The organism is Streptomyces sp. NBC_01268, from assembly GCF_036240795.1.
Taxonomy (GTDB): Bacteria; Actinomycetota; Actinomycetes; order Streptomycetales; family Streptomycetaceae; genus Streptomyces.
This window is the reverse complement of the sequence record NZ_CP108454.1, coordinates 392,413-410,865: the sequence shown is the minus strand read 5'-3', so window position 1 is coordinate 410,865 and position 18,453 is coordinate 392,413. Positions and strand designations below refer to the sequence as shown.

The following is an 18,453-nucleotide window of genomic DNA, read 5'->3' as shown; positions in this document are numbered from 1 at the left end:
GCGCCGTCGGTGCCGTCCGTCAGTGCCGTCAGTGCCGTCAGCGCCGTCAGCTTCGGCCCAGCGGCATGGTGCCTCCGGCCCGCCCTTCAGGTCGCCCTGCTCCCCTCCGCCGCGCGGACCGACGACGGCACGTGCGCCCGCAGCGGGTCCGCCGGATAGAACTGGCGGGCCCAGTGCCGGAACGGTCCGATCGGACCGTCGCCCCGGGCCAGCCGGGGCGGGGACTGGTAGCGCTTGGTCGCCCACACCGGGAAGTCCTGGGCGACGAACTCGCAGTTCCCCCGGAACATCACCCCGGCCAGAAGGCGCGCCGCCGACCGGCTCAGCCACCGGCCCACCGGAGCCGGAAGCGCGTCCGGCTCGGCCACGTCCAGCCAACTCGCCTGCCGCAACTGGAAGGCGCCGGGCGTGATCATCGTGGCCGCGTACATGGCGCAGGTGCGCACGCCGAACCTCGGGAGGGCGGTGCACACGTGGACGCGGCTGATGCCGCAGCCCTCCAGCGTCACCTCCAGCGGGCTCTCGCCCAGCAGCGGCACCCGCTCGCGGGAGCGGACCGACACCCGGAAGCTCCGTCCTTCGAACACCGCGGGTTCGGCGACCTCGGACTCGCCCCAGCCGTGCAGGGGGGTGAAGTGGCCGAGGTCCACCGCGTTCTCGACCACGTCCTGGCTGTGGCCCGCCATCTCCCAGGTGGCGAGGCGGGGGGCCCGCGCGCCGAGGGTGTGCCAGGCCGGGAGCTCCCAGTCCGGGGACCGACCGTCATGGTGCCGCCAGACGAAGACGGTGTCGTTGACCTCGCGCACCGGCAGCAGGGTCAGGTCGGACGACGGCGGGGGAGGCGTGCCGTACCCGGTGCGCACGCAGGAGCCGTCGGGGCCGAAGGCGAACCGGTGGAAGGGGCACAGGAGGTCGTCCCCCTCCACCGAGCCGAGCCCGAGGTGGGCCCCCAGGTGCGGACAGTACGGCCGGACCGCCCGGACCCCGCCGTCGCGGAGCCGGTAGAGCACCACGTCCTCGCCCTGGAGCGGCCGGGTCAGCACCGTGCCCGGCACCAGCTCCGAGGAGAACGCCACCGCGAACCAGCCGTCGGGGTACGGCAGGCTCGGCGCGTGGGCGTCGGCCGGGCTCGGTCCCTCGGTGAAGGACCGGGTGTACCCGCGGTTCACAGCTCGACCAGGACCTTGCCGAAGGATCCGGCCCGGTCGGTGTACAGGCTGCGGTAGGCGGCGGGGATGCTGTCGAAGCCCCGGTGCACGGTCTGCTGGTACCGGACCTCCCCGCCGCGGACCAGCGGGCCGAGGTCGGCGTGCAGGGCCGCCCAGTTCTCGTCGGTGAACCACTCCAGCGCGAAGATCCCGCGGATCGTGGTGCGGGGGAACATGATGTACGGCAGCAGGCGAGGGCCGGACCACTCGCCGCCGACCTGGCTGGCCCACTGCCAGCAGACCGCGACCTGGCTGTCCACGTTGAGCATGGGGAAGACGGTGTCGGTGATGACCCCGCCGAGGTTGTCGAAGTACTTGTCGACCCCGCCGGGGGCCGCCTTGGCGAGGTCCTCGCGCAGTTGGCCGGAGTCCCCGCCGTGCCGGAAGGCGACCACCGCGTCGAAGCCGAGCGCCGTCAGCCGGGCCGCCTTCTCCGGCGAACCGGTGGTGCCGACCACCCGCGCGCCGGAACGCTTGGCCAACTGGCCCACCAGAGTGCCGATCGCGCCGGACGCGCCGCTGATCACCAGCGTGTCGCCGGGCCGGACGCTCATGAACCGGTTCAGGGTGCCCCAGGCGGTCATGCCCGCACCGCCCAGCACGCCGAGCGCGGTGCTCAGCGGCAGCGCGTCGTCGTAGTGGGCCGGGTCCAACCGGCGGTAGGCGGGGAAGACCATCGGGAAGGTCCCGGTCTGCCACAGCGACGGGGCACCGGTGCTGACCAGGTGCGTCCGCCAGCCGCCGAAGCCCTGGACCAGGTCACCGACGGCGAACCTGGCGCGCGGTCCCGCCGCCAGCACCTCCATGATCGAGTCGGCGCCCATGTGGTCGCCGACCGGAGTGTCCAGGGCGATGCCCTGGAGGTACGGGTCCACGGAGACGTACCGGGTGCGCAGCAGCATCTCGTCGTCGGCGAGCTCGGTGTCGAGGTCCTCCACCACCTTCACGTACATCCGGTCCACGTCCGGGACACCGTCGTTGTGCTCGCTGACGATCCACTTCTCGGTCTTCAAGGGGTTGCTCCTGCCGGGTCGATGAGTTGGACGGGGAGGGGGGCGCTGTGGTCGACGGTGGCGGTGAACGGCCGGCCGTCGTCACGGCAGACGAACTGCATGACGTGCCGTCCGGACGCCGCGGCCCTGATCAGGCCGCCGGTGGTGGCCCAGACTCCCGAGAGGTAGAAGTTCGCGAGCCCGGGCAGGCCGGGTCCGTGGCGCTTGACCTCCTGCTCCACGGCCTCGCCGCTCGCCACGAAGGGCTGCCAGCCGAGCACCGTGCCGTCGTAGTTGCCGGTGTAGCGGACCTGGGTGAGCGGGGTCGAGACGTCCCGGACCGCGATCGCGTCGCGCAGGCCCGGGTGGCGCTGCTCCAGGAAGTCCGTGATCGCGTCCCGCACCTGCCGCTTGGCCCGCTGGTACGCGCGGCCGCGGCCGACCGGCAGGGTGTGCAGTTCCTCGCCGCGGCGCAGCCGCGTGGCCTGCTCCGGGCCGGTGCTCAGCTCCCGCCAGGGGGCGATGTCGCAGAAGTACGTGGCGTAGACGACGGAGGTGCCCGGGGGCGACAGCTCGGGGTAGTGGCGGCTGCGGAACTGGACGTTGATGCTGGGGTGGCGGATCCCGGTGAGTCGGGCGGCGAAGGCCTCGTCCAGCAGGTGGGTGGTGCAGGGCTCGCCCTCCGGGAAGGCGCGGCGCAGGCCGAGGAAGACGGTGAGGTAGCCGGGGAAGACCATGCCCGGCTCGGTGATCGTCCTGGTGTAGAGCTCGCGGTAGGCGTCGGTGAGGTACCGGCCCTTGAGCAGCTCCAGCAGGGTGGTGCGGCCGTCGCAGGCGGAGACCACGATGTCGGCCCTGAGCTCGCTCCCGTCGCTGAGCCGGACACCGACCGCACGGTCCTCCTCGACCAGGATCTCCACCACCTTGGCGTTGTACGCGACCTCGCCGCCGAGCCCGCGGTAGCGCTGTTCGACCGAGCGGGCCAGGCCGAGCGAGCCGCCCTCGGGCACGCCGGCCGACTGGCCGGCATGCGCGGCGAGCTGGAAGTAGAACGGCAGGACCGGGAAGCCGGGGTGCTTCTCGTACAGGATGAAGTTGAACGCCTCGCGCAGCAGCGGGTCCCGGAACCGCTGGGAGTAGTCCCGCATCAGGACGGTGAGGGAGCGCCGGATCACGTTGAAGTAGGGGACGAACGAGGCCAGCATCCGCCAGCGTTCCCGTCGGCTCATCAGCCCGACCGGGGTGAGGAAGGGGTATCGGGCCAGGGCCCGGCGGAAGGTGCGCAGCCCGTCGCAGAAGTCCCGGATCTGGCGGGCGTCGGCGGGCGAGAGGGCGAGCAGATGGGCTTGCAGGCGATCCGGGTCGGAGTAGAAGTGCACCGCCCGACCGTCCCGGCCGCGCACCGTGTTGAACACGTCGAAGTTGCGCATCCGCTTGCCCTGGAGGGCACCGAGCTCCAGCCAGATCTGGTGCATCTCGTTGCCGGGGCCGCTGCCGAGCAGCCAGCTGACGCAGCAGTCCAGGGTGAAGTCGCCCCGGTCCCAGGCGGTGCAGGAACCACCGGGGATCTCGTGCATCTCCAGCACCCTGCTGCGGTAGCCGTTCATCTGGGCGTAGCAGCCGGTGGACAGTCCGCCGAGACCCCCGCCGACGATCAGCATGGTCCTTCTGGTCATTCGGCCACCGCCGCCTTCCGGGCAGTCCGTCGTGGTTCGAGTTGCGGCAGCCGGCCCAGCTTCCCGGGATGCCAGGTCCCGGTCCCCTCGCTCGGCCGGGCCCGGAACTCCAGGCCGAGCTCGGCACACAGGTACTGGACGGCGAACCGGCCGCTGGTGGCCGCCCGGATCAGGCCGCCCATGCCGGTCCACTGCCCGGCCATCGAGAAGCCGCTCAGGCCCGGCAGCCGCATCCGGTCCCGGTTGACCAGCGCGGTCGACACGTCGTCGGCCTCGGAGAACGCCTTCCAGGCCAGGATGCTCCCGTAGGTGTTGCCGGTGTAGCGCTCCGTGGTGGCCGGGGTGGCCACGTCGACCAGCTCGATCCGCTCGTCGATGCCCGGGTGCCGCTCCGCCAGGAACCGGCGGACGAAGTCGACGACCTGCCGCTTGCGGGCCCGGTACGCCGGGCGGTCGGCCGTGCGCAGCTCCTGCCAGGACCGGTGGTCGGTGAAGTACGTGCAGTGCAGCACCGACTTCCCGGCCGGCGCGAAGCCGGTGCCGTAGCCCGAACGCTGCTGGACCACCAGGCTGTTCTGCAGGCAGCCCGGCAGGGCGGCGCCCCGCTCCGCGCCGAGCAGGTAGGTGGTGCTGTGCGGTTCACCGGCGGGCAGGGCGCCGTCCAGGCCGACGAACGCGGAGACCACCGCCGGGTACAGGTTGTCCGGACGGTCCAGCAGCTCGCCGTAGAGGAGCTCGGTACGCGGGCTCGTCCACCGCCCGTCCAGCAGGCGGTCCAGGACCGTCGGGCCGTCGCAGGCCGCGATCACGTGGTCGGCGAAGTGCTCCTGCCCGTTGCGGAGCCGGACGCCGACGGCGCGCCCGTCCTCGACGAGGACGCGTTCCACCCGCGAGCGGTAGCCGACGTGCCCGCCGAGGCCCAGATAGCGCTCCTCGACCGAACGGGCCAGCCCCAGCGAACCGCCCTCCGGGAAGCCGGCGTTGCCGTTGTGCGCGCAGGACATGGTGAAGAGGTAGGGGAGCAGCGGGAAGCCGGTCAGTTCCTGCAGGAACATGTTCGGGAAGGCCCGGCGCAGCAGCGGGTCCTGGAAGCGGTCCGCGAAGCGGCGCATCGGGGTGGCCGCGGTGCGCCAGTACAGACGGAACGCGGGCAGGATGCCGAGGAGCGTCCGGGCCTTCTCCACCGCGGACTTCAGCGGCGGCGGCTTCAGCTCCCAGCGCGGGTCGAGGGCGGCGAAGCGTCGGAGGTCCCGGCAGAACGACCGGATCAGCCGGGCGTCGGCGGGCGAGATCTCCAGCAGGTGGCGCTCAAGGCGGTCGGGGTCGTTGTAGAAGGTGACGGATCTGCCCTGCTCGTCGACCACCCGGTTGAACTGGTCGAACACGGTGATCCGCTTGCCGTCCAGCGCGCCGAGCTCACGCCAGACCTCGTTCGCCCCGGTGCCGGAGGCGGTGCCGATCAGCCAGTCGATGCAGTAGTCGAAGAGGTAGCCCTGCCGGGCCCAGGCGGTGCAGCAGCCGCCGGGCAGGACGTGCTTCTCGAAGACGCGGCTCTCCACTCCGCTCATCTGGGCGTAGCAGCCGGCGGCGAGGCCCGACATGCCCGCGCCGATGATGATGACGCGGGGCCGTCCGCCCGGAGGCCGGGGGCTCCACTGGGGGCCGGTGTCACGCGCCGCCATGCCGGGCACCTCCCGCCAGCAGGGTGCGGGCCAGTTCGGCGTTGCGCTCCAGGAACGCCCCGTCGAGCATCTCGGCGTGCCGCCCGTGGCCCTGGTGCAGCGTGCAGCCGGCGGTGGAGGCGCTGTGCCAGCTGCCGGGCTCGCCCGCCGCGAAACGGCGCAGCTTGTCCTGGTCCGCGACCACCACGATCGGGGCGCGCAGCACACCCACGGAGGGATGGGCACCGCAGTGGGCCAGGTACTCCCGGGCCTGCTCGACGGTCTCCCGGGCGACGATCTCCGACCCGGTGTGCCGGCGCAGGTGCCCGGCCAGCTCGTGCTCGAACTCGGCCAGGTGCTCCTCGCCGAGGGTGACGGCCTCGGCGATCCGGTAGGAGTCCATGATGACCACGGTGCGCACCGTGCGGCCCCGCCGCTCCAGCTCCTCGGCGATCTCGAAGGCGAGGTTCCCGCCCAGCGAGTAGCCGAACAGGGTGTACGGCCCGTCCGGGTGGAGCTCCTCGACCAGATCCGCGTAGCGGGCGGCCTTGTCCGCACCGGAGAGGTAGTTGAACGCGGCGAAGCGGTACTCGGGGAGCAGGGCGGCGAGCTGCCGGTAGACCAGCCCGTGACCACCCGCCGGCGGCAGGCAGAAGACCGTCCTGCTCCGTTCCGCACCCGGGTTGAACCACAGGTACGGCTCGGCGCCGGGGAGCCGACCGGTGACGACGTCCTCCAGGGTGCGGGCCATGCCGTGCAGGGTGCTGGTCCGGAACAGCCTGCCGACCGGGACGGCTGCGTTGAACTCGGTCCGGAGGTGGTGGATCAGCTCGATCAGCTTGATCGAGCTGCCGCCCGCCTCGAAGAAGTCGTCCCGCAGGCCCGGCTGTCCGAGCCCGAGCAGGGTCTTCCAGTGCGCGGCCATCCGCTGCTCGTACAGCGTCACCGGCGGCTCGTGCCGGTCCGGTCCCGCCTCTGCCCGGGGCTCCGGCAGTGCGGCGAGGTCGACCTTGCCGTTCGCGGTGAGGGGCAGGGCCGGGAGTTCGGTGAAGTGCGCGGGGATCAGATACGTGGGCAGCTGCTCCGCGAGGTGGCGGCGCAGCTCCCGGGGGTCGACGCCGGCGCCTTCAGCGGGCACGCAGTAGGCACACAGGAGGTTCTCGCCGGCCTCGTCCCGGCGCACCGTGACGCACACCTGGGCGAGCTCGGGCCGGGCGGCCAGCCGGGCCTCGATCTCGCCGGTCTCGATCCGGTGGCCGCGGACCTTGACCTGGCCGTCGGCCCGGCCGAGGAGGTGCAGGACCCCGTCGGCGTCCCAGTGACCGAGGTCGCCCGTCCGGTACAGCCGCACGGGTTCGCGGCCCGGCGTGAGCGTGACGAACCGCTCGGCCGTCCGCTCCGGCTCGCCGAGGTACCCGGTGGCGACCCCGGCGCCACCGACCCACAACTCGCCCGCCACGCCCGGGGGCACGGGCTCGCCGTGCCGGTCGAGGACGTACAGCTGGCTGTTGGGCAGCGGCCGGCCGATCGGCACCATCCGGCCCGCCTCCAGGTGGCCGGCCGGGCCCTCGAAGTAGGCGCTGTCGATGGTGCCCTCGGTGAGTCCGTACGAGTTCACCACCCGGGTGTCCGGTCCGCAGAGCGCGAGGAGCCGCTGGTGCTCGCCCGCCTTCCACGAGTCCGAGCCGACGATCAGCAGTCTCATGAAGTCCAGGCGCAGACCTTCCCGCTCGCAGTACGCCAGCAGGCCGCGCGCCACGGACGGGACGAACTCGGCGCAGTCGACGCCCTCGGACCGCATGGTCCGGTACAGCCGTGCGGTGTCGAACAGCAGCTCGCGGTCGACCAGGACCAGGGTGCCGCCGGAGCACAGGGCCCGGACCACGTCCCCGGTGAAGACGTCGAAGGAGACGCCCGCCATCTGCAGGTGGACCCGGGCCTCGGTGTCCAGCCGGTACTCCGCCTGCCAGGCCACGAACACCGAGGCGAGGTTGCGGTGGCTGACCTGGACGGCCTTGGGGCGGCCGGTGGATCCGGAGGTGTGGATCACGTACGCGGCCTGGTCGAGGCCCACGACCGGCTCCGGCCGGGCGTCGAGTTCGGGCCGGTCCAGCTCGTCCAGGGTCACCGGCCTGCCGGGCAGGCGGCACGCGCCGTCCTGGTGCCGATCGGTCAGGACGAGCCGGGCACCGGCGTGGGTCATCAGCTCGGCCAGCCGCTCGGCCGGATGGTCCGGGTCCAGCGGCAGGTACGCGCCGCCCGCCCGGACCACCGCCAGCAGCGCGATCACCAGCTCCGGGGACTTGTCCAGGCAGAGGGCCACCACCGTGCCGTCCCCGACGCCGAGTTCGCGCAGCGAGGCCGCCATGCGCCGGGAGCGGTGCTCCAGCTCCCGGTAGCCGAGCCGCCGTCCGCCGGGGACGGACACGGCGACCGCCTCCGGGTACTGGGCGGCGACCTTGCCGATCAGGTCGTGCACCGGGACGTCGTGGTCGATCCTCCGGGTGCCGCCGCTGAACTCCGTGAGGATCCGGTCCCGTTCCCCGGCACCGAGCATCGGCAGCCGGTCGGCCGGGCGCTCGGCGGGTGCGCGGGTGAGCCCGTCGAGGAGGTTGCGGTAGTGCTCGGCCATCCGCCGCACCGTCCCCGCGTCGAACAGGTCGGTGTTGTACTTGAGGACGCAGTGGAAGCGCCCGTCCGAACGGTCCTCGTAGGCGGACAGCGTGACATCGAACTGCCCCTCCTCCTCCGGGAGTTCGATGTACTCCAGCTCGTATCCCACGCGCTCGGCGGCGACCTTGTGGGTGAGCAGGATGAACATCGCCTGGAAGACCGCCGAGCGGCTCGGGTCGTGCTGCAGGCCCAGCTGCTCGACCAGCAGCACGAACGGGTACTCCTGGTTGTCCAGCCCGCCGAGGACGGTGTCACGCACCCGTGCCAGCAGCTCGGACACCGTCGGATCGCCGGCCAGGCTGACGTGGAGGGGCAGCGGATTGACGAAGTAGCCGTAGACGGAGGCGAACTCCTCCTCGGTGCGGCCGGTGACGGGGCTGCCGACCACGATCTCGTCCTGGCCCGACCACCGGTGCAGGAGCAGGTAGTACGCGGTCAGCAGCACCGTGTACACGGTGACGTTGTGCTCACGGGCCAGCGCGTGCACCCGGGCGCTGAGCCGCTCGTCCAGCAGGAAGAACTCGGAGGCGCCGTTGTCGGTCTGCACCGGCGGGCGCGGCCGGTCGGTGGGCAGGTCGAGCACCGGCACCTCGTCGGGCAGATGACCGCGCCAGTAGTCGAGCATCCGCCGTGCCTCGGGCCCGGCCAGGAAGCGGTTCTGCCGGTTGAGGAAGTCGAGGTAGCGGGCGGGCACCGGGGCGAGCTCCGCGGGCCGGCCCGTGCGCAGGCCGTGGTAGACCTCGAACAGCTCCTCGATGAAGGTGAAGGTGGAGATCGCGTCCGAGACGATGTGGTGGACGGCCTTCATGATCACCCATCGGTCCGGCGCGCGCCGGAACAGCCGCAGCCGGACCAGGGGATCGGCCTCCAGGTCGTACGGCCTGCGGTACTCCCCGACCAGCAGGGCGCGGATCTCCTCCCAGGGCCGGCCCTCGACGTCGAACAGGCCGGTGTCGGCGCGGACGTCGCTCCGGATGCGCTGGACGGGGCGGCCGGACTCGGTGGTGACGTTGGCCCGCAGGCTGGGGTGCCGCCCGATCAGGGTGCGGAACGCCTCGAACACCAGCTCCGGGTCGAGCTCGGCGCGGACCTCCACCGCGCCGCCGATGTTGTAGGCGAAGCCGTCGGGGTTGAGCTGCCGGAGGAACCACAGGGCCTGCTGGTTGTGGGTGAGCGGGTGGCACCGCTCGTCGGTGAACAGCTCCACATCCGTCTCCTGCGGCGCTCCGTCGGCCGACACCAGCTCGTCCAGTCCTTCGTGGAGCCGGCCCGTCAGCTCACCGACCGGACCGTTGCTGAGCAGCGCCACCACCGGCAGCGAGACACCCAGTTCGGTGTGGACCCGGGCCCGCAGCTCCATCGCGAGCAGGGAGTCGAGACCGAGCGAGCCGAGACGGCTGTCCGCGTCGATCAGCTCCGGCCCCACCCGGAGCACGCCCGCGGCCAGCGCGGCGAAGCGTTCGGCGACCAGCTCCGCGCGGGCCGTCGCGTCCGAGCGGCGGAAGGCGTCGAGCAGGCTGCCGTCCTGCCCGGCCGGGGTGGCCCGCGCCGCGGCGGCCGCGAGCCCGGAGACCAGCCGCGGCGGCGTGGGGTACCAGGAGAGGAACACCGGCCAGTCCACCACGGTCGCGACCAGCAGCTGGGCCCGGTCCTGCCCGATCACCCGCTCCAGGACCGCCATCCCGGTCTCCGGTGCGAGCGAGCTCATTCCCCGGGCGTCCCGGTAGTGGGCGACCAGCCCGAGTTCCTCGATCATGCCGGTGGCCCAGGGCCCCCAGTCCAGGCTGAGCGCGGGCAGGCCCCGCGCGCGACGGTGATGGGCGAGCGCGTCCAGGAAGGCGTTGCCCGCCGCGTAGTTGACCTGGCCGGCCGTGGTCAGCAGCGAGGCGACCGAGGCGAACAGGACGAAGTGCTCCACCGGCTCCTCGCACAGCAGCCGGTGCAGCAGGTATCCGCCGTGCACCTTCGGCCCGTAGCCGGCGTCGAAGGCCGCGCGGTCCAGCGACGGCAGCAGGACGTCCCGCACCTGCCCGGCGAGGTGGAACACGCCCCGCACCGGCGGCAGCCCGCTGCTCGTCCGCTCCGCCAGCCAGCGTTCCATCGCCTCCTGATCGGTCACGTCGACCGCCGCGACCAGCACCTCGGCCCCCAGGGCCTCGAGCTCGCGCAGGAAGGCGACCCGCTGCCCGGCGGGACTCCGCGGATCGAGCCCGTGCCACGCGCCGCGGTCGGGCACGGCGGTGCGGCCCAGCAGGATGAGGCGCCGGGCTCCGCGCCGGACCAGGGTGCGGCAGAGCAGCCGCCCGAGCGCGCCGAAAGCGCCCGTGACCAGGTAACTGCCGTCCGCGCGCAGTCGCAGGGGCAGCGGGCGGGTGAGCCCGGCGGGCGGCCGCAGCCGACTGATGTGGCGGCGGCCGCCACGCAGAGCGATCTCGCCCTCGCCGTCGTCGGCCGCCAGCTCGCGCAGCAGGGCGTCGGCTTCCCCTTCCTCCGCGGAGGGGGCGGGCGGGGTCGCGGTCGGGACCGTGTCCGGGCCCACGTCCGCTCCCTGGTCCGCTCCCGGGTTCGGTCCCGTGTCGGGTCCCGTGGCCGGATCGAGGTCGATCAGCTTTCCGGAGTGGCCGATGAGTTCCTGCTGCCACAGCACCCGGCCGATGCCCCAGGCGGGTGCGCCGAACGGCTCCACCGGATCGCCCGGCCGGACGGCCTGGGCACCCCGGGTGACGATGTGCAGCCGTCCGTCCGGTCGGGCCTCGGGCAGCACCTGGGCGAGCGGGACGAGAGAGAAGGCGCCGAGGGTGCCGATCCCGGCGAGGTCCTCGGCGGCGACGGTGTCCATCGGCGGCAGGTCGAGGTTCCACAGGTGGACCACGGTCCGGACGGACGGGTCGAGGTCCGCGAACAGCCTCCGCAGATCGTCGGCCGAGTCCGGCCGGACGGTCGTGAACCGCTCGCCGTGCTCGTACCGGCGGCCGGGACGCACGAGCCGGCACCGCCCGCCGCGGCCCCGCACCCGATCGGCCAGCCGGTCGGCGAGGCCACCCGTGTCGGCGAACAGCAGCAGGTCGGGAGCCCGCGTCCCCGACGGGCCGCCGGACACCTCACCCTCCGGGCGCACCGGCTCGGGGGACGCCAGTTCCTCCCAGCCGACCTCGGCCAGCCACCCGTCGATGGTGCCCAGCCTGACCGCGGAGGCCACGCGATCCACCGCAGCCGCGCGGAACCCGGTGATCCTGCCGAGCGGTGTCCCGTCCTCGGTGTACAGGGCGAGATCGCCGACCAGCTCCTCCCCGTTCTGCTCGGTGACGGTGGCGTGCGCCCACAGCGGCCGGTCCCCGACCGGGTCCAGGCGCAGCTCCTGGATCGCGACGGGCAGGCGGATGCCACCGGCACGGCCGCCGTGCGGCGACAGCGCGGTCAGCATGGTCTGGAAGCAGGCGTCGAGCAGCACCGGATGCGCGTGGCAGCCCGCCGCGTCGGCGCCGATCCCCGGGGTCGGGCGGATCAGGGCCAGCGCCTCGCCGGGGCCGGTCCACACCTCGTCGATGGCCTGGAAAGCCGGGCCGTACTGATAGCCGAGCGCCGCGAGCTCGCCGTAACACGCGGCCCGGTCGAGACGGCGCTCCGTGCGGGCACGGATGGATTCGGCGTCCAGCGGGCCCGTGACCCGGCACGGCTGGCCGGTGCGGACGACTCCGCTCGCGTGGACCGTGGGGTCCGCGCCTCCGGCTCCGGCGTCCTGTCCGCCTCCGCCTCCGGCGGCGGGGGAGGCGATGGTGAACCTGGCCTCCTCCGGTGCGAAGGAGAGCTGGACGGTGGCGGACTCGCCCTCGGGCAGGAACAGCGCCCGGGAGAACTCCACGTCGGCCAGCGTGGCGAGATCGCCGCCGGTCATCGCGCGGACCGCTTGGGCGGCCATCTCCAGGTACCCGGCGGCCGGGAAGACCGTGCTCCCCTCGATCCGGTGGTCGGCCAGGTACGCCAGGCGCTCGGTGTCCAGCCGGCTCTCCCAGGTCGGCTGGAGCGAGGCGGTACGGCGGCCGAGCAGGGGGTGGTCGAGCCGGCCGAGGCGGATCTGCGCCACCGGGCGGGGCTCGACCCAGTACCGGTCCCGCTGCCACGGGTAGCAGGGCAGCGGCACCGGCCGGCCCTCGGGCTGGAGCACCGTCCAGTCCACCTCGACGCCCAGGGTGTGGAGCTCGGCCAGGGAGCGCGCGAACCGCTCGGGTTCGTCCTCCCGGCGGCGGATCGAGGGCAAGGCCAGCCCGTCCGCGGCCCGGCCGTCCAGGCACTCCCGGATCGAGTGACCGAGGACGGGGTGCGGGCCGAGCTCCAGGAACAGGGTGTGGCCGTCGTCGACGAGCCGGTCGATCGCCGAGCGGAACCGGACGGGCTGCCGGACGTTCTCCCACCAGTAGCCGGCGTCCAGTTCGGGCCCGCGCGCGCGTCCGTCCCGGGCCGTCAGGTACAGCGGGAGCGTCGCCGGACGCGGCTCGATCCCGGCCAGCGCCTCGTGCAGCTCGTCGCGGATCGGGTCCATCCGTACGCTGTGGTACGGGACTTCGACGTCGAGGAACCTGGTGAAGACCTGGTCACGGCCCAGCCGGTCGGCGAGCTCGCGGAGGGTGTCCGCATCCCCGGAGAGCGTCACCGAGGCCGGGCTGTTGACGGCGGCCACCGACACCCGGTCCCGGTACGGGCGGACGAGCCGTTCGGCCTCCTCCTCGGGCAGGTTCGCCGCCAGCATGGCGCCCGTACCGGCGAGCCGGTGCTGCAGGCTGCTGCGCCCCAGCGCCACCCGGACCGCGTCCTCCAGGCCGTAGACCCCGGCCTGGTGGAAGGCCGCGATCTCACCGGTGCTGTGGCCGACCACCGCGTCGGGCCGCACCCCGTAGTGCTCCCAGAGCGCCGCCAGCCCCGCCTGGACCGCGAAGTTGGCCGGCTGGGCGAGCCAGGTCTCGGCCATCCGGGACTCCGGCTCGGGCCTGGTCAGCTCGTCGAGCAGCGACCAGCCGGCCTGCCGGCGGATCTCCTGGTCGCAACGCTCCACCGCCGCCCGGTAGACCGGCTCCGCGTCGAGCAGCTGACGTCCCATGCCCCACCACTGCGGCCCCATGCCGGTGAACACCCAGACCAGCCGCCGCTGCCCGGGCTCCCGCCGGCGGCCCCGCACCGCCCGGGGGTGCTGCTCGCCGCGCTCGCAGGCGGCCAGCGCCTCGTCCAGGGACTCCCGGGAGGTGTGGACGACCGCCAGCCGTTCCTCGAACCGCTGGCGGCGGTGTGCGAGCGTGTGCCCGAGGTCCGCGAGCGACACCCCCGCGGCGAGCTCCCGCCGGATCCCGCCGGCCAGCTCGGCGAGCCCCGCCGGGTGGCGGGCGCTCAGCGGAAGCACGGAGAAGGGCGGCGCCTGACCCGCCGCGCTCCGCTCGCGTCGCCCGAGCGGCGGAGCCTCCTCCAGCAGGACGTGGGCGTTGGTGCCGCCGAAGCCGAAGGAGTTGACGCCCGCCCGGGCGGGGCCGTCGTGCTCCGGCCAGTCGACCGCGACGGTCGGGATCTCGAAGGGCAGGGCGGCGAAGTCGATGGCGGGGTTGGGGTGTTCCAGGTTCAGGTGCGGCGGGATGCGGCGATGCCGGAGGGCGAGCGCCGTCTTGATCAGTCCGGCCACTCCTGCGGCGGACTCCGTGTGCCCGATGTTGGTCTTGACCGAGCCGACGTAGCAGCGGGCCCCCGGTGGCCGGCCGGATGCCAGCACCCGGCCGAGCGCCTCGGCCTCGATCGGGTCGCCGACCGGCGTCGAGGTGCCGTGCGCCTCGACGTACTGGAGGCTGCCCGGTGCGACGCCCGCCTCGGTGCACACCCGCTCGATCAGCGTGGCCTGGGCGTCCGCGCTGGGAACGGTGATGCCGTTGGTACGCCCGTCCTGGTTGACGCCGCTGCCGATCACGACCGCGTGCACCGGGTCGCCGTCGCGCAGGGCGTCCGACAGGCGCTTGAGCGCCACCACACCGACGCCCTCGGCCCGTACGTAACCGTCGGCGGAGGCGTCGAAGGCCCGCGAGCGCCCGTCGGGGGAGAGGAAGCCGCCCTTGGTCTCGGCGATCGTGTACTGCGGCGCCAGGTGCAGCAGGGTGCCTCCGGCCAGGGCCAGTTCGCTCTCACCGCGCAGCAGGCTCTGACAGGCCAGGTGGACCGCCACCAGGGAGGAACTGCACGCCGTGTCGATCGAGACGCTGGGGCCGCGGAAGTCGAGGCAGTGCGAGATGCGGTTCGACACCATCGTCATCATGGTGCCGGTGGCGGTGTGGGCGGCCAGCGTCTCGAAGCCGAGGTCGGCGAACTGCAGGATCTTGTAGTCCAGGGTGAAGGCGCCGACGAACACCCCGACGTTCCGGCCGGCCAGTTCGCCCGGCTTCTGCCCGCCGTCCTCCAGTGCCTCCCAGGACACCTCCAGCAACTTGCGCTGCTGCGGGTCCATGTGTTCCGCCTCGCGCGGGCTGATGCCGAAGAAGTGCGGGTCGAACTCGTCGAATCCGTCGATGTAGCCGCCCCGGCCACCGATGAGCCGGCCCGGCTTGGCTCGGTCGCGGCTGCCGAGCGTGGTGGTGTCGTACCGGTCCGCCGGGGTGGGGACGAGGCAGTCCCGCCCCTCGATCAGGTTCCGCCAGAAGGCCCGGTGGTCACCCGCGTGTCCGGGGAGGCGGCAGCCGATGCCGATGATCGCGACCTTGTCACGGAAGGCGGCGTTGGGTGAGTCCGTCATGATCCAATCCGGAGGTGATGGCGCCTCGGTACGGGCCAGGCGATGAGCGGTTTCGGGCACGAGGCCCGTACGGCACGGGGCTACGCGGTGCGAGTGGGGCGGCGCCAGGGGTGGAGCAGGCCGGCGAGGACCGCCCCGGTCTCCGGGAACGCGCTCGGATCCTGGACGCCCACCGAGGCCGGTCGGCGGCCCGGCCGCCAGGTGAAGGTGCCGAAGAGCCGGTCCCAGACCGACAGGTCGACGCCGAAGTGGCCGGCCTCGGCCACGTCGGCGCTGTGGTGCAGCCGATGCTGTTCGGGGCCGGCCAGGACGTGGTTGAGCGGCCCGAGGCGGACATCCACGTTCGCGTGCACGAAATAGCCCTGAACGATGGTGAAGAGTGCCACGGCGAAGAGACAGTCGGCGGAGAATCCGAGCAATCCGAGACTCAATTGAACCGCACCCTGTTTGAACCCGACGTCCAGCACGTGATTGACGCCGTTATTGGCGACATTGACCTTCCGTGGAACATGGTGAATTCCGTGGAACTTCCAGAGCCACCGATGGGAGTGCGCGAAGCGGTGCGCCAGGTACCCGGCCAGCGAGGAGGCCGCCAGGGCCACGGGAACCTCCGCCCACAGCGCGAGCCCCAGCCCCGCCCCGGGAGCCGCCGCGACCACGACCGCGACCACCGCCTGGGCGAGCACGGCCCCCGCCATGGTGAACAGGAAGTAGGCCGCGTACCAGCAGAGTTCCCGGAGGCTGGGATGCCAGTCGGTGCGATGGGGGATCAGTCGTTCCAGCACCGTGAGATACAGGATGACCCCGACCAGGAAGAACTGGACGGCCTCCCCGCGGTCCCAGCCGTGGCGCAGCGTCGAGGCGAAGAGCCAGACCGCGGAGAGGGCCAGGGCCGGGTAAGCGGCATAGCGGAGCACCTCGCGCGAGGAAGCGCCAATGGCCCGCGATTTCGCCGAAAGCGACCCCATCTCGGGTCGATTTTCCATACGGAGAATCTCCCTCATGTCCGAATGAGGGACCGAACACTAGCAGCGGACGAGAGGGCCCGTGCATTCCACGACGACGCTTTCTGGCCAGCGCGCGACGAGGGCTACGTCCATGCGATTGGTAGGAAGAAGTGCTTTACGTTCGTCATCACTGGCATATCCGGGATGACGATGCGGGCCGGTCGCCCGGCGGCAGCAACGATTCAGCGGCTCTGTGAAGCGGCCGTCGCCACCGGCCCTCGCCCCCGACGTTCCCCGGTCGCGGTGCCTCCGGTCGGGGGCCGGGCCGCCGGGCCGCCGTCCGCGGGCACCGATTGGCGATCGCGTGGGGGGTGGACCGAGGGAGTCCCCCAGGAAGGGAAATGCCCGAAAACGCCCTGGCGCCCGCGCGGGAGGCCGGATCACCGGGCTGCTCTGCGCGGGGGCGCCGAGCCCGCCCTGCGGCGGGGTGTTCGGCCGGCGCGGGTCGTCACGCTGGGACGTACTCGACGGTCTGCATCATGCCGAGGTCTTCGTGCTGGAGCTGGTGGCAGTGCCCGATGGTGCGGCCGGTGAAGTCCTCGTACTTGACGAGGAAGGTGGCGGAGTCCCCGGGCCTGCCGCCCGCCAGGCCGATGGTGTCGTGCCAGACCGGCGGATCGAGCCGTCGGCCGTTGCGGTGGGTGAGGAGCACCGGGTTGGTGTGGAGGTGGAACGGGTGGTGGTGCGGTGGCAGTGTCTCGTCGGTGCGGACGGTCCATCGCTCGATGGCGCCGAGGCGCAGGGTGTGGTTGGTGAAGGCGGGGTCGAACAGGCCGTAGGTCGGGTCGCGGGTGAGGTCGCCGTGGGGGTCGGTCGCGGGCGTCGGGTTGGTGCCCAGGACGCGGAAGGCGTGGGGGAACGGCGCCCCGAAGACGCCGGCGTCGGCGTGGAAGACGACCTCCCGGTCGGCGCCGGGGTTGGCGATGTCCCTCTCGTCGAGGAACGGCCGGCCGGGTGGCAGCGACGTCGGCAGTCCCATCGGCGGCTGTACGGGATCTCCCGCGACCTCGATCGTCATCAGCGGCACGGTCACCTTCTCGGCCCGCAGTTCGTACCGGCCGGGTGCGGCACCGCGGATCAGGACGTCGGCGCGGTTGCCCATGGCCAGGTCCACCCGGTCCAGGGCCACGGGCTTGGGGAGCGTGACGCCGTCCTGGGCGATCTGGTGCAGCGACATGCTGCCGCCGTCCCCGCCGACCCGGAGCCGCAGGGAGGTGAACGCGGTCGCGGCGACCAGCCGCCACCGCTGCACCTCGCCCGGGCGCAGCCGGACGGTGGGGTTGACCGCGCCGTTGACGGTGAAGGTGGACGGGACGCCGTTCACCCAGCCGCCCGAGGTGAAGGCGGGGATCCTGCCGTCCTTGACCTTGAGTTCGTTGATGCACACGACGACGTCGGCGGCCGCCCTGATCTCGGGGACCTCGTCGACATCGCCTTCGACGACGATGACCCCGGCCATACCGCCGGCGATCTGCTCGGCGATGGACCCGTGCAGGTGCGGGTGGTACCAGTAGGTGCCGGCGGGGTGATCGGCCGGCACCTGGATGGTCGTCGCGAAACGGGGCTCCGCGGCACCGGCGGCGACCTCGTCCGGGGTGCGCGGCGCGAACTCGCGCAGGACGTTGTCGGCGTCCCCCGACGGACAGACGTGCATCCCGTGGGTGTGCACGTTGAAGCTGTTGGGGTGGTGCGGTGTGTTGCTGCGGCCCCTGTGGGCCGGATTGGGCGGCAGGCCGTTGATGTGCGTCAGCCGCAGGGTGTCCCCTGCGCGCAGGCGCAGGGTCGGCCCCGGGAGTGACCCGTTGTAGGCACGTGTGGTGACGGGCCCGAACCCCGGGACGGAGACGTCCGTGACCCGGACGTCCAGCGTCTGCTCCAGCACGCCCGACGTCGAACCGGGCAACCGCCGAGAGGCCGATACGGCAGGCTGCGGAAAGGGCGCCGGCGCCGCGACCGCGTACTGCGGGGCCAGGATGTGGCCGGGCCCCACCGCGAGACCCACGGCGGGGATGGCTTTCAGCACCGATCGACGGGTGATCCCGTCACCGTTTCTCATAACCGGGCAATCTAGTGCAATTCGCCCCCGTGGGACTGGATGGCGCACCGTGGGCATCCGGGACGACGGGAGGCGCGAGGTCGCGACAGACGGACGGCGCCCGCCTCCGGCCCCACCTGCCCGAGGTCGCCCTGTGCCTGCTCCTGAGCCCCCTCGCCGCGTACACCGTCCGCCTCGCCGACCGCATCGAACGCCACGTGTCGGCCGGGGACTTCGTGCTCGTCCTCGGCGGCGACTGCTCCATCCCGCTGGGCGCTCGGCTCCGTGACCGCCGTCGGCCTGGAGACCCCGGCCCTGGACGGCTTCCGGGTGCACCTGGACGCCGATGTGCTCGACCCCACCGTGACGCCGGCGGTCGACAGCCCCGACCGCGGAAGGGAGCGCGCGGGACACGGCCGGCCTCCGTCTGCGGCCGACGGA

The 18,453-nt window shown here is 72.8% G+C and carries 7 protein-coding genes and 1 pseudogene; 1 reads left to right on the top strand and 7 read right to left on the bottom strand.

Going from position 1 to position 18,453, the window contains the following annotated elements; genetic code table 11:
* Window positions 1–86: 86 nt before the first annotated feature.
* The 7 genes from OG309_RS01755 to OG309_RS01725 all read right to left on the bottom strand — a co-directional run bounded on the left by OG309_RS01755 (window position 87) and on the right by OG309_RS01725 (window position 17,859).
* Complete coding sequence (locus tag OG309_RS01755) at window positions 87–1,169, bottom strand: Rieske 2Fe-2S domain-containing protein (RefSeq protein ID WP_329417673.1); 1,083 nt, start codon at window positions 1,167–1,169, stop codon at window positions 87–89.
* A complete protein-coding gene (locus OG309_RS01750) occupies window positions 1,166–2,221 on the bottom strand; it encodes an MDR family NADP-dependent oxidoreductase (protein ID WP_329417672.1) in 1,056 nt (351 codons plus the stop codon). Before OG309_RS01750 ends, OG309_RS01755 begins: the two co-directional genes overlap by 4 nt.
* Window positions 2,218–3,861 (bottom strand): phytoene desaturase family protein, encoded by a 1,644-nt coding sequence (locus OG309_RS01745; RefSeq protein WP_329428077.1) that lies wholly within the window; start codon window positions 3,859–3,861, stop codon window positions 2,218–2,220. Before OG309_RS01745 ends, OG309_RS01750 begins: the two co-directional genes overlap by 4 nt.
* A gap of 11 nt (window positions 3,862–3,872) precedes the next feature.
* Window positions 3,873–5,558, bottom strand: coding sequence for a phytoene desaturase family protein (locus tag OG309_RS01740; protein ID WP_329417671.1), 1,686 nt, complete (start codon window positions 5,556–5,558; stop codon window positions 3,873–3,875).
* Window positions 5,545–14,970 (bottom strand): non-ribosomal peptide synthetase/type I polyketide synthase, encoded by a 9,426-nt coding sequence (locus OG309_RS01735; protein ID WP_329417670.1) that lies wholly within the window; start codon window positions 14,968–14,970, stop codon window positions 5,545–5,547. The genes OG309_RS01740 and OG309_RS01735 overlap by 14 nt, the downstream gene beginning before the upstream one ends.
* An 80-nt stretch (window positions 14,971–15,050) precedes the next feature.
* Window positions 15,051–15,956, bottom strand: a complete 906-nt coding sequence (locus OG309_RS01730) for a sterol desaturase family protein (protein ID WP_329417668.1) — start codon at window positions 15,954–15,956, stop codon at window positions 15,051–15,053.
* 469 nt (window positions 15,957–16,425) lie between these two features.
* Window positions 16,426–17,859 (bottom strand): multicopper oxidase family protein, encoded by a 1,434-nt coding sequence (locus tag OG309_RS01725; protein WP_329417666.1) that lies wholly within the window; start codon window positions 17,857–17,859, stop codon window positions 16,426–16,428.
* 326 nt (window positions 17,860–18,185) lie between these two features.
* On the opposite strand from OG309_RS01725, the pseudogene OG309_RS38110 reads away from it, so the two are divergent.
* Window positions 18,186–18,408: pseudogene (locus OG309_RS38110) on the top strand (hypothetical protein); the annotation flags it as partial.
* Between the last annotated feature and the right edge of the window lie 45 nt (window positions 18,409–18,453).

Coding starts and splice junctions, on each gene's coding strand:
- OG309_RS01740 (WP_329417671.1), bottom strand. CDS start 5,558: ATGGCGGCGCGTGACACCGGCCCCCAGTGGAGCCCCCGGCCTCCGGGC.
- OG309_RS01735 (WP_329417670.1), bottom strand. CDS start 14,970: ATGACGGACTCACCCAACGCCGCCTTCCGTGACAAGGTCGCGATCATC.
- OG309_RS01745 (WP_329428077.1), bottom strand. CDS start 3,861: ATGCTGATCGTCGGCGGGGGTCTCGGCGGACTGTCCACCGGCTGCTAC.
- OG309_RS01730 (WP_329417668.1), bottom strand. CDS start 15,956: ATGGAAAATCGACCCGAGATGGGGTCGCTTTCGGCGAAATCGCGGGCC.